General features: G+C 38.3%; 9 protein-coding genes and 1 pseudogene. 3 read left to right on the top strand and 7 right to left on the bottom strand.

What is annotated here, in order from left to right:
- Positions 1-897: 897 nt before the first annotated feature.
- From ylqF to ACT3RM_RS01945, 3 genes and pseudogenes are all read left to right on the top strand, one after another.
- Positions 898-1,851 carry a ribosome biogenesis GTPase YlqF gene (ylqF, locus tag ACT3RM_RS01955; RefSeq protein ID WP_444511301.1) on the top strand — a complete coding sequence of 318 codons (954 nt, stop codon included), beginning with the start codon at positions 898-900 and terminating at the stop codon, positions 1,849-1,851.
- A gap of 886 nt (positions 1,852-2,737) precedes the next feature.
- Positions 2,738-3,403, top strand: a pseudogene (locus ACT3RM_RS01950) (EAL domain-containing protein); the annotation flags it as partial.
- Between the two features lie 175 nt (positions 3,404-3,578).
- On the top strand, positions 3,579-4,055 hold the full coding sequence (locus ACT3RM_RS01945; protein WP_441834635.1) for a DUF4234 domain-containing protein: 477 nt from the start codon (positions 3,579-3,581) through the stop codon (positions 4,053-4,055).
- A 73-nt stretch (positions 4,056-4,128) separates the two neighbouring features.
- On the opposite strand, the gene ACT3RM_RS01940 is transcribed toward ACT3RM_RS01945, so the two are convergent.
- From ACT3RM_RS01940 to efpL, 7 genes are all read right to left on the bottom strand, one after another.
- Positions 4,129-5,448 (bottom strand): DUF58 domain-containing protein, encoded by a 1,320-nt coding sequence (locus ACT3RM_RS01940; protein ID WP_441834636.1) that lies wholly within the window; start codon positions 5,446-5,448, stop codon positions 4,129-4,131.
- On the bottom strand, positions 5,445-6,428 hold the full coding sequence (locus ACT3RM_RS01935; RefSeq protein ID WP_441834637.1) for an AAA family ATPase: 984 nt from the start codon (positions 6,426-6,428) through the stop codon (positions 5,445-5,447). Before ACT3RM_RS01935 ends, ACT3RM_RS01940 begins: the two co-directional genes overlap by 4 nt.
- Positions 6,425-7,588: a DUF4350 domain-containing protein gene (locus ACT3RM_RS01930; protein WP_441834638.1), complete on the bottom strand. Its 1,164-nt coding sequence runs from the start codon at positions 7,586-7,588 to the stop codon at positions 6,425-6,427. Before ACT3RM_RS01930 ends, ACT3RM_RS01935 begins: the two co-directional genes overlap by 4 nt.
- Positions 7,585-9,051 carry a hypothetical protein gene (locus ACT3RM_RS01925; RefSeq protein WP_441834639.1) on the bottom strand — a complete coding sequence of 489 codons (1,467 nt, stop codon included), beginning with the start codon at positions 9,049-9,051 and terminating at the stop codon, positions 7,585-7,587. The genes ACT3RM_RS01930 and ACT3RM_RS01925 overlap by 4 nt, the downstream gene beginning before the upstream one ends.
- On the bottom strand, positions 9,041-9,991 hold the full coding sequence (locus ACT3RM_RS01920; protein ID WP_441834640.1) for a stage II sporulation protein M: 951 nt from the start codon (positions 9,989-9,991) through the stop codon (positions 9,041-9,043). Before ACT3RM_RS01920 ends, ACT3RM_RS01925 begins: the two co-directional genes overlap by 11 nt.
- A 9-nt stretch (positions 9,992-10,000) precedes the next feature.
- The gene (locus tag ACT3RM_RS01915; RefSeq protein ID WP_441834641.1) at positions 10,001-10,708 is read right to left on the bottom strand and encodes an RDD family protein; all 708 of its coding nucleotides are present in this window, start codon (positions 10,706-10,708) and stop codon (positions 10,001-10,003) included.
- Between the two features lie 222 nt (positions 10,709-10,930).
- Positions 10,931-11,497 (bottom strand): elongation factor P-like protein EfpL, encoded by a 567-nt coding sequence (gene efpL / locus ACT3RM_RS01910; protein WP_441834642.1) that lies wholly within the window; start codon positions 11,495-11,497, stop codon positions 10,931-10,933.
- Positions 11,498-11,649 lie beyond the last annotated feature (152 nt).

Below are 11,649 nucleotides of genomic sequence, written 5' to 3'. Positions count from 1 at the left end.
CGGTGCATTAATTCGTGATCTTGGTGTCGTATTAAGTGAACTATACTGGTTAGATGATCTTGCTAAAGATAGTGCAAATGATGGCCAGTATTCCTTTATGTTTACAGCTGCTCCTTTGAAGATGAAAAAAGGGTCAGGCTCTCCAATTAACCCGATAGTAATTAAATAATAAAGCGCTAAGAAGCTACTGTAATAACTTTGCTAGGTTATTACAGTAGTATTTCCGTCTGGGGATCACCATCTGGGCTAGTGTCATAGTAATAGACTGCTGATATTGGGCGCTGGTTGGCATAACTCATTTCAGCACGCCGTTATGTAAATACTACGCCACGGCTCCAGTCTACGTGTTTTTCTCATGGTTAGCGTCGCTATAGTGGATAAATGGATAACCATTTCTACCATTTTTGATTTAATTAGATATGCTTGGAATTCATTTTTTGTTTTATTGTGAGATGATAAGACGGATTTTTAAGGGGATTGTTTATCTGATCTTCCTTCAGTTACATATTCTATCAAGTCTAGCGCGGTTAATTACAGTATCTGAGATGTCATCAAAGCTCACTGCATACTTTTCCAGGCGCTCATAGGTTTTGTTGTTATTGAAAAATCGATTGAACCAGCTTTGAGCTGTGACGTTTTTAGCTCACCATGCTATTTAACTAATTATTTGTATTGTTATATACTATTAACTATGTATACAGGTAAAACCTTTACCTGAGAATTATTAAGTCTAGTGATAACATGCCCATTACCGAATAATGTAAGCACCTGCAATAACTCTAAGTTATGTAGTAAACTTCTCACTATTAGTTAAGGTGATAAATCGATATTATTCACCCAGTACCCCACACAGTCCCCCATGGTGTTATGGGTTGAAATAAAAGGTTTACATATCAAATGAGTAGAGCAGGAATACAGTGGTTCCCTGGGCACATGAACAAAGCCCGTAACGAAATTAAAGAAATAATGCCGCAAATGGATGTGATCATCGAAGTGCTTGATGCGCGCATTCCTTACAGTAGTGAAAATCCGATGGTGGCAACCTTGCGTGAAGGTAAGCCGGTCATCAAAATTTTAAATAAAGCTGATTTAGCCGATCCGAAAATGACGCAAACGTGGAAAGGCTATTTTGAGCAAGAAAATGCTGTTAAAGCTATTGCGTTTGGTAATGATAAGGCCGCTGAAGTTCACCGGATTAATGAGCTTTGTAAAAAATTAGTACCGCATAAAGTCGGCGCTGATAAGCAAATAAAAGCGATGATCATGGGGATTCCTAACGTTGGTAAATCTACGTTAATTAATGTATTGGCTGGACGCATTGTAGCAAAAACAGGCAACGAGCCTGCAGTCACTAAAGCGCAGCAACGTATTAAGCTTGAAGACGGAATTATGCTTTACGATACACCGGGTATGCTGTGGCCTAAAGTAGAAAACGAAAACTCGGGTTATCGTCTTGGTGCTACGGGGGCAATACGTGATACGGCGCTTGATTATGAAGAAGTGGCAAGCTACGCCGCTGAGTATTTATTACATGCTTATCCTGAGCTATTAAAAGCGCGTTATAAACTCGATGAACTGCCAGAAAGTGATTGGGAGTTTGTGGAAATGGCAGGTAAAAAGCGTGGCTGTATTCGTGGTGGTAACCAAATCGATACCTATAAAATGTCTGAAATTCTAATTAACGAATTGCGTGATGGCATTATTGGCCGTATTACTATGGAAACACCGGCGATGCGTGAAGAAGAAGAGATCATGGTGGCTGGGTTACGCGCTGCAGCAGAAGCCAAAAAAGCTGCCAAAGAAGAAGAGAAAAAGCAACGTCGGGCACGTGCGCGCAAAAATCGTCGTTAATTTTTATACTGCTCAGCGCACTAAATTACAGACATAAAAAAAGCCCGTAAGGGCTTTTTTAGTTTCATATCTACCGTCACCGATATGAGCAATGTAGCAAGTAAAATAGTAGGGCGGCTACCCGTTATCAACCTCAGGGGCGTTGTGATTAATAACAGGTAACCATCGCTTTAACGTGGGCTACACGTTGTTTCAGGGTCGAGAAACAAATTCAGTTTACTCCATAACAAACCGCTGTGCTTTATCGTCTTGTTGATATTGATTATCAGTTAGATTTGGTTTTGTGTCAACACTAAATGCAAATAATTCCTATTTATTTTAAGGCTGTTTATATAGATACATGGAAAACAATTAGTTAGCACTTAAAGTTGGGCTATAATTTTTATTAGAATGCCTATGCTGAGATTTAATAATAATTAAAAAGAAGCTGTTATGTTTTTTATTTGATTAATAAGCCTTTGGCAAGTGTGTATTTAAGCGTTTTATTTGCTGTAGCAAGTTGGGCAGATAAGCGTAAATCATTACTTTTAAATACTTAATTTATGGTTTTTCGCTAGGTGTTTACTGTACTTTTTAGGTTGCTAATAATGGTTGGTGGCTCGTATCTACTTAAATAGACACTGCTTTGTGCTTTGTATTTGGCTGGCAAATTTATTGTCGTATCGCACATATTGTTCGTCCGTACAATTTTAGTTACGCCGACAATGTCTGACAGGCGCTAACGAAGTAACTCAATCGATGGTCGATATCTTATTTGACCCAAACTCCAGTAAAAATTCACTGGAATGCTTATCAAAAGAGGGATTAGTTAACCTTAGAAAAATATTTGATGCTTTTAATGAGTATCAAAAAAACCTATTTACACAGGAAATGGGCTGCTTAGGGCCGTGGCATTATTAGCCCTAGTGTATTTATTCCTATTGCAGAAGAAACCGGGCAAATCATCGAAATTGGTGAAGTGGTCCTCAATAAAGCCTGTCGCGATGTAAAAGACTGGGTTGATGAAGGACTGTTTAATGGTCGAGTCGCTGTGAATCTATCAGCAAAGCAGTTTAGCTTGCCAGACTTAACCACCCGTATTGATGTGATCTTACAAAAAAATGCTCTACCCTCTTACTTTTTAGAGCTTGAAATCACCGAAGGCACTGTAATGGATGATCCACAAGAAGCTATTAGCATTATGCGCTCACTTAGTGCCCGTGGCATTCACTTGGCAATGGATGACTTTGGGACGGGCTACTCTTCATTAGCCTACTTAAAGCAATTCCCACTAAACACCTTAAAAATCGATAAAGCCTTTATTGGTGATATGAAGTCTGAACGTGACCGTAATATGGTCGACTCAATCGTTACCATTGCCTACAACCTTGATTTACATGTTGTTGCCGAAGGGGTTGAACAAGCAGCACAAATTAATATATTAGAGCAATTAAACTGCCAAACTGTACAAGGTTACTTCTATTCAAAGCCACTGTCTCGTAGTGAGTTTACCCAGTTTTTAAAAAGCCAGCGGAGCAAGTCAACCCCGAGCTTAATTCATTCAGTTAGCTAAAGCCTCCAAGCAGCATCCAGCATAGTTCAGAGCTGGCATTAAGATATATTATTATCATCAACAGAATGAATAAAAGTGTCAGCACCGATATACAAAAAAAAACTCTATGTATGATGATAGCAGCCCCAAGGCAAATACCCTTATCAGGAACAACCATATTTAATAGGAATTAATCATGTCTGATAACATTGAAAATGTATACGAAGCACCTGAGTCAAACCTTTCTCAAGACAACAGCTCTAATAATAAACCAATTCTCGATTTTGAGCGGTTTTCAGCATGGGGGGTCTTCTTCTTAGCGTTTCTGACTCTTGGAATTTATGGTGTATATTGGTTAGTTTCGCGTACACAAAAAGCCAACTCATTAGCAAAACATCAGTTAAATATAAACCTATTATATGGTTATATCGCACTATATGTAATTAATTTTGCCCTATCATTTGCTGCGCTTCCCCCAGTTTTATCGTTTATTCTTTCATTATCGTCATTTGTAATAGGTCTTGTAGTGATATTCACTCTTCGTACATCACTCGTTGAACTAATTAACGAAGGAAGTAATGAGCCTGTAAAATTAGGCGGTATTATGACCTTCTTCTTCAATATTATTTATTTCCAATATAAAATTAACGAAGCGATAGACAATCAAAAATAAGTTTTATTTTTAGTATTAAAAAAGGCATTGATATCAATGCCTTTTTTATTTCTAAACTCTCATTTCTAAACTCTCATAATACGCCGGAATGTTTTACACTTAAGTACGTATTAATCACATTAGGTAATAATTGCTCTGGCTTACAATCTATGGCAATAACACCTTCTTTTCGCAGCTTAGCCATATTTGCCTTGTGTGAATTTAGTAAGCTCAGTGCTACGCAATACTTTGTTGCGTCTTGACTATCAACAATTGGCTCGTCGATAACTTCATTTAGTGCGTAGTTATCAATATTGACCAATGCCACTAAGTGATGTTTTTGAAGCAGCTTTATAGCAGGGAGTAATTCTTCAAGACTTTGTTCGTCTAACGTCGTAACCAGTAGCACCAATGAGCGTTTACTACGCTTAGCTATTAATTTATTTGCGGCAACGATGTAGTCACTACTACTTTGATCTGGGTATAAATCATAAAAATGATTCATCACCCGAGATACATTCTGAGCACCTTTCACATTTGCTAACCATCGCGTTTGTTGGTTAAAACTTTGCATACTAAACCAATCACCTTGTTTCAAAACACGATGTGCAAGTAAAAGTAATGCATTAAGTGCGTGATCAAAGTGGCTGCCTCGTGTTGCTTCGATATTCATTTTTTTTGAAGCATCCAGCATGACTACCACATGCTGGTTTTGTTCTTCTTGATACTCTCGCGAAATAAGCTTGCGCCTTTTACTTGTCGCTTGCCAATCAATCTGACGAACACTGTCGCCTTGACGATACTCACGTAGTTGATGGAACTCTATTCCAGAGCCTCGTTTTTTAGCCAGTTTAAGGCCACCAATAGATTTTTTACTTATCCCGTTTAAGGACTGACTTGCTCTAACTGCGCTGAAGTCTGGGTAGACTTTAAGTATAATTTTTTGTTTGATTAACCAATTTGTCTGCCAAAACTTCCAAGGAGAACTAATTCTAAGTTCTACTGTATTTAGTGCGGCATTTCCCCGCTGTTGTCCTCGTAACCTAAAAGCCAAACACGCTTTTTCTGTATTTGCTAACGCAACACTTTTGATCGGTTTATCTAGCTCAATAACATTACTAAAGTGCAAGCTGACATCGGTTACTAAGCCTTGCTGGCTATTATTACTAATAATTAGCTCGGCCGTTTGCCATCGTAAAAGAGCCATATTTTGACTTGTTTTTACCGCAACCTCTATATCTCGAGGTAACCACGCCAAAACAAAATCAATTAAGACCAATAGAGTAAGCCCAATAAGTATTGCTGTAATAAACATATTGCCAAGAGCTAAAAGCGCACTGATCAATATAATTACCGCCAGTGAAAATAACAGCTTAACCAACCTTTTAGCTGGGCGAAGCTTTGTACGAATCATGAACGGGGCGCTTCAACACTAGCTAAAATTGAATCTATTATTTGTTCATGAGAGACACCTTCTAACTCTAAATCTGCAGATAAAATTAAACGGTGGCGTAAAATATTAGGAGTCACTAGTTTAATATCATCAGGAATAACGAAGTCACGACCATTAATTAAAGCGGTTACTTTTGCCGCTTTTATAATATTAATTGAGGCACGAAGCCCGGCACCATGAATAACGCCTTGCCAGGTGCGGCTACTGCGTACAACTTCTACAACATAATTCATTATTTTTTCGTCCACTAAAGTGGATGCGCATAATTGTTTAATTTGAAAAATGTCATCAGCTGATAAAACGCTCGGTAAGTTGTCTACACTCGACTCATTTGAAAACACTTGTGTATTTAACTTAAGTAACTCCACTTCGGCTTCGTGAGATGGAAAGTCAAGTTCAACTTTCATCATGAATCGGTCAAGTTCTGCTTCTGGTAGCGGATACGTTCCTTCTTGATCAAGTGGGTTTTGCGTGGCTAATACCATAAAAGGCGAAGCCACTTTTAAAGATTCACCATCTAACGTTATCTGCTGTTCTTGCATTACTTCGAGTAATGCTGATTGTGTTTTTGCAGGAGCTCTATTTATTTCATCAGCAAGTAAGATATTAGTAAAAGCAGGTCCTTTCTTAATTGTGAATTCACCTGATTTCATATCATACAAACTATTTCCAAGCACATCTGAAGGCATTAAATCAGGAGTAAATTGAACTCTTGAGGAAGACACATTAAGGCTCTTGGCAAGCGCTCTAACTAGCAATGTTTTCCCTAATCCTGGAACGCCTTCAAGCAGCACATGGCCCCCTGCAAACAAGACTGTTAAAATATCTTCGACGATTTCATCTTGACCTATTAAAACACGCGCTATATTCGCTTTAACTTGCAGTATCGCTGATGAAGCTTCTGGTAAGCTTATTGGTCCTGTTGGTGATTCGCTTGTCATAGGGCATTCCTTAATTGTTTAAATCGCTTAATATATTCGACTTTTTTCGGTTCCGACTCTGGAAAAGTGCTGGACAACAGTTGAGCAACTTGTTGCTGATCGAAATTAGTAAGCCTTGCAATAACTTCTGCTTGCTGCTCGTTAGTTAATTTTCTAAAGTTTGGTACTTTAAGCTCAACCCTTTTGTAAAAATCTCGCATTAAAGCATCAACGAAGATCCTTTCATGGCCATGCTGGACACAAAAATTAGCAACCGCTTGAACGTGATTATTAAAACTTACTTTAATTAATGCATCTGGCGCGTAGGCTCGACCAATGCGACTACTCATACGCCACACCCACGTAACGGTCAAAACAAGTATAATGATGACTAATTGCCAACTCCAACCCCAAAGCTTTGCAAACCAATTAGAGTAGGTTAAATAGGGAATATAAGTAATGTTTTTCGCATCAGCTGCAAGCCAAAGTAACAAGCTACCATGATCTAAATCCCGAAGGTTATTATTTGTAAAAGGAGTCATTGAAGGCAACACAATAACGCGACCATTGCCTATTGTAATATCACAAATAACCACATTACTTGCGTCATTTTTAACGGCTCGACCCGGACAATTTTCTACACTATATTTTTCGCTAAGTTCAAGCTCAAGGATACTGTCAGTACTGAGCTCAAAGCTGGTATTTCTATTAGTCTCAGAGTTGATTGAAGATAACAGGTCAAACTCTTTCTCATCTGTCGCAATACGAATACCCAGCGTTTGAAAAAAAATACTATTATCGATTCCTAATGCCTCACGCTGTGATGATAAGACATAAATTAATTCCCCCCCCTGATTAACCCAGCTTAGTAATTGCTGATTTAGTTCATGGGACTCACTCAACGCAGCCTCATCTAAAATAAGCCGTGTATTATTATTTATACTCAACGGATCAGTTTCAATCTGAGCAACCACTAGCTTGTCTTTATCTTTGTGCCACTTTATTTGATAACGGTTTAGTAAGCGCTGCGCCATTGTAAAATTGTCTTTAGCAACATTGGGATGAAAGCCAGTTTCAACCTCTTTCTTCTCCCAATTAAGAGCAAGTAAAGCACTCGCAATTAACATAACTATAATAGCAATAATACCCACGACGACTACAACAAGAAAGTTGCGTTTCATAAATTAGGTCCTTGCTCATTTAGGCGTGCATTTTTTAATGAGCTAACCTCATCTGCTAGCTCAGCAAAGTTAAAGTCAATATGCTGATGGGCCCACGCCACTTTCATCCAAGTCAAAAATAAACGTTCGAAAATAGGTTGTTGCGATGGAGGTATTTTCTGATAAATTGCGAATTGACACTCACTTTCAGTCATAGAGTAATGCAGCTTAACACTATGCGCTTCCTGTGCCCAAAAAAGTGAGAACTGTAATAAATAAGCAAGTGCTCGTCTTAAGTTTCCTTCTTCATAAGCTTGTTTAGCTGCTAAAATCAAATCTTTAGGTATATCATTGTGCTGAATGTCCGCAAACAGCGTGGGTATTACATGCTCGCTGTTTTTACTCACCTTGTCATTAGGTGCAACACTTGTAAAAAAGCCTTTATTTTTGTAGAGATAATAAGCAAGTAATAAAACTAAGCCACCGACTAAAAGCCACGACAAGTTGCCTAAGCCTGTACCAACCCACTGAAAAAAGGACACTACCGATGATAGAAAGTCTTTTTCAGAGCTCCCGTCTGATTCATCAAAATGAGGTACCCATGTTGTTTTTTTCTCAATAACATCATTCTCAGCATATAAAGCCGCAACATCATTTTTAATGGTTTGTTTATTAAGCTCTTGTGCATAAGTTTTAGGTGAAGGTGCTAAAAAAAGAGCACTCACAAAAAAGCAGAGTACAGGTAAAATAGCTTTAAATCGAGATCGCATATTTTTAAACGCCAGCTCAATATCCCAACCTTCTAGCTCAACACGTCGATGTAAATAGGCTAAAAACCCTCCGGTTACAAATAAAGGAGCGATTAATGCAATAACAAAGATATAGATAAAATTAAACGACACTTCTACCCAAGTAGGATCGCTCTGAAACTGGTAATATTGCTCCTGTAGCGAAAAAGAGCCTGGGGTTAACGCTATAATAAGAGCAGCGATGCTAAACACCAAAATCAACTCAAAATGAACACAAAATAGCATCCATAAAGATTGCTTAGGTTTATTTGAAGAAAAAAGCAACAATTTACGAGCCTTTTTACGCTGCCCAGATAAGTTTTCAAGTTGTTCTACAGGCGCTAGAAAAGCGCGGTTTGGACTTAACCGTAATGTAGTAAGGTGCAAACAAAAATCAACAACTGACAACTTAAAAATACTGCCTATACTGGAGCGAATACTAGCTTGTTGGTTAAATATGACTTTTGAAAGATAATCTAACAGCGGCCGCTCAAAAACAGGCTTTAGCCACCAAGCAATCAATGCTCCCCATGACCAACCAAGCACTAAACCTAAAATGAGAAAGAGTGGTAATACCAATGACAAATAGATTGCAAAAAGAGCCATAAAATGTCGCTTCGTTAGCAACAAAGCTAAGTCAAATATTTCGTAGGACGTACGACTACGAGGATTAAAGCTTAGGTGGTTAAGTTCCATAACGCATTCCTTTATACAAACGGTATATTACGTAGGACCAACAAATAGCACCAGTAAAAAATTTAAACTCATCAGCAATATCACGTGGTGACCAGAACGCCTCTATAAATGCAGCTAAAACTAACATTATAAAAGCGCCAACAATTAAAGGTAAGGCTTTTTGAGCAGCATCTCTGATTGCATAACTGCGTGTATATTGTCCTGGATTCAATAACCCGAAGCCTATTTGGCAACCAGCCGCCGAGGCAATGATAATTGCTGTCAGCTCAAATGAACCATGAGTGACTACAAATGAGAAAAAGGGCCCTTCAAAGCCAACATTAACGATGTGCCCTGCTATCGCACCAAAATAAAAACTGTTAAACAGCAAAGCAAACACAGCACCGACACAAAACAACACACCGCCTGCAAACATCTGAAAAGCAATACCAATGTTATTATAAATATAAACACCAAACATCATTACATCTTGACCACTGCTGCGTGCTTGTGATTGCACACTGCCACTTGGGTCATACATTTTTTCAATTTCAAGTACCGTGCTTTGTCCTAAAAATGTATAAACAGCGTCGGGGTCTAAACGAACCCAAATAAAAGCAATTAACGCTAAAAAGAAAAAAGCAACTAGGTTAATGCTAAGCATTAAACGATTTTCATATAACGCACGAGGAAAAGCATTTCGTGATAAATAAAGAATTTCTGCAAATTGATTTTTAGGCGTTTGATAAAGCCTTTTTTGCCCTTGATGAACTAAACGGTTGAGTCGTTCAACTAGCATAGGACTATAATGGCGTGTGCGTGCAATGGCTAAGTCATTGCATATTTTTCGGTATAATTTGGGGAAATGCGAAGGTAGGTTTTCTTTATCGCCAAGCTCACACAACGACTTAAATTCATACCATACTTGATCATTACTATTAACAAATTGATGTTGCTTCATTATTAACCTTTACTCAGTGTTATTATTAGTCATATAACCTGAAAAATAACGTGCATAATTGAGTAGTCGCATATCGCTTTGTTGATCATCGCAGTCAATTACTTTTGATAAAATACTTGCCAGCTCAATTCGCCTTTCATTGGACAAGGTGTCACTTCGCTCAGCGAAGGTTAAAATAGCTAACTGCTCTTCTGTTGTGAAAGCAACGCTTGGCACCTCACTGCCCCCCTCTGGTAATGCAGGTCGCTCTAAGAACTCCTCATCATAAACAATTACCGTCCCTGCAGCCCAATCACCAATACGCTTGAAACGCTCATTAAAACTCATTACCAATAAGCCAAGAAAATAACCAAAAGGAAGCATATCTGCCGGGCGCAATAAGTTACGGACCACTATTTGGGAAAAGCTAGCGGGTAAACCATTATCTTGAACAACGCGGATACTAAGACGCTTTTTGCCCGGAGTTTGACCTGTTCTCGCTTCAAAAAAAATATTGTAACCCCAAGACACCACAAAAAAAGTGAGGAGTATAAGCCCTTCGCCAACCTCACCAAGTAGCCCAAAAATAAGCGATAAGACAATGATTATGATACTACGTATAGTAAAATCAATCATATAAGCATAGCTGCGTGCTACGAGCCCTACTGGGGTAATCGCAATTTCGACCCCTTCAGGTAAATTAACATAGTGTTTATTTTCTAGTCCGTGGCCAATCATTAAACCTACTAAAAATTATAGTTATATCGCGTTAATACAAATCGATATATAAAGTATGTATATATTTAAAGTGTATCGAATAATTACGTAATTGTGCTTACTATAACACTTTAACGATAGAGTTTAAGAATAGAATATTCTTTTAACTTCTTTTCTAACAATAAAAAGGTGACCAACCAAACGCTGCCCACCATAAGTGTAACCGTGCCACTGCATTTACTTTTAAGCGCGACCCATAAATTTTTGCTCTGCGGTATTGATACGAATGCGGTCACCGGTTGAGATATGCTCAGGTACCTGGATGCTTAGTCCTGTTGATAAACGTGCTGGTTTTGAACGCGCGCTGGCTGAAGCTCCTTTAATTGAAGGGTCTGTCTCTTCAACCACCAACTCTACGCTTGAAGGTAAATCGATCCCTACTGACGCACCATCAATTACAATAACATGCATACCTTGAGTTTCTTCATTAACGAATAAAATCTCTTCGCTTATCGCGTCTTTATTGAGGTTATATGGCGTATAGTCTTCATTATCCATAAATACATATTCTTCACCATCAATGTACGAAAAAGTTGACTCACGACGTATTAAATCAGCTAACTTAAGCGGGTCACTATCTTTAAACGTTTCATCAACTTTACTGCCAGTGACTACATCATATAAACGCATACGATATAAACTGCCCCCTGCACGACCTTGCGGTACTGAACGTACAATATCTTTAACCACTAATACGCGGTTATTAAACTCAATAGCAGTACCTTTTTTAACTTCACTTGCCTTTGGCATTAGTGTATTCCTGTAGTTTATTTAACCGATAGAAACATACCATGAACTGAACTTTCTTCAATATAAATTAACTGTTTAGTTGATTGATTGTTTGATCTAATAGATTTTGCGTATTCATCGATTCTTAGTAACGAAATGACAAAAAAGCTGCT

Origin of the sequence: Pseudoalteromonas sp. AOP7-A1-14, assembly GCF_052376275.1 — a bacterium.
Lineage (GTDB): Bacteria > Pseudomonadota > Gammaproteobacteria > Enterobacterales > Alteromonadaceae > Pseudoalteromonas.
This window is presented reverse-complemented; position numbering and strand designations above follow the sequence as displayed.

Bases quoted from the DNA above. Each gene is read 5' to 3' on its own strand.
- ACT3RM_RS01940 (WP_441834636.1), bottom strand. From the start codon at position 5,448: ATGATTCGTACAAAGCTTCGCCCAGCTAAAAGGTTGGTTAAGCTGTTA.
- ylqF (WP_444511301.1), top strand. From the start codon at position 898: ATGAGTAGAGCAGGAATACAGTGGTTCCCTGGGCACATGAACAAAGCC.
- ACT3RM_RS01945 (WP_441834635.1), top strand. From the start codon at position 3,579: ATGTCTGATAACATTGAAAATGTATACGAAGCACCTGAGTCAAACCTT.
- ACT3RM_RS01935 (WP_441834637.1), bottom strand. From the start codon at position 6,428: ATGACAAGCGAATCACCAACAGGACCAATAAGCTTACCAGAAGCTTCA.
- ACT3RM_RS01925 (WP_441834639.1), bottom strand. From the start codon at position 9,051: ATGGAACTTAACCACCTAAGCTTTAATCCTCGTAGTCGTACGTCCTAC.
- ACT3RM_RS01930 (WP_441834638.1), bottom strand. From the start codon at position 7,588: ATGAAACGCAACTTTCTTGTTGTAGTCGTCGTGGGTATTATTGCTATT.
- ACT3RM_RS01920 (WP_441834640.1), bottom strand. From the start codon at position 9,991: ATGAAGCAACATCAATTTGTTAATAGTAATGATCAAGTATGGTATGAA.
- ACT3RM_RS01915 (WP_441834641.1), bottom strand. From the start codon at position 10,708: ATGATTGGCCACGGACTAGAAAATAAACACTATGTTAATTTACCTGAA.
- efpL (WP_441834642.1), bottom strand. From the start codon at position 11,497: ATGCCAAAGGCAAGTGAAGTTAAAAAAGGTACTGCTATTGAGTTTAAT.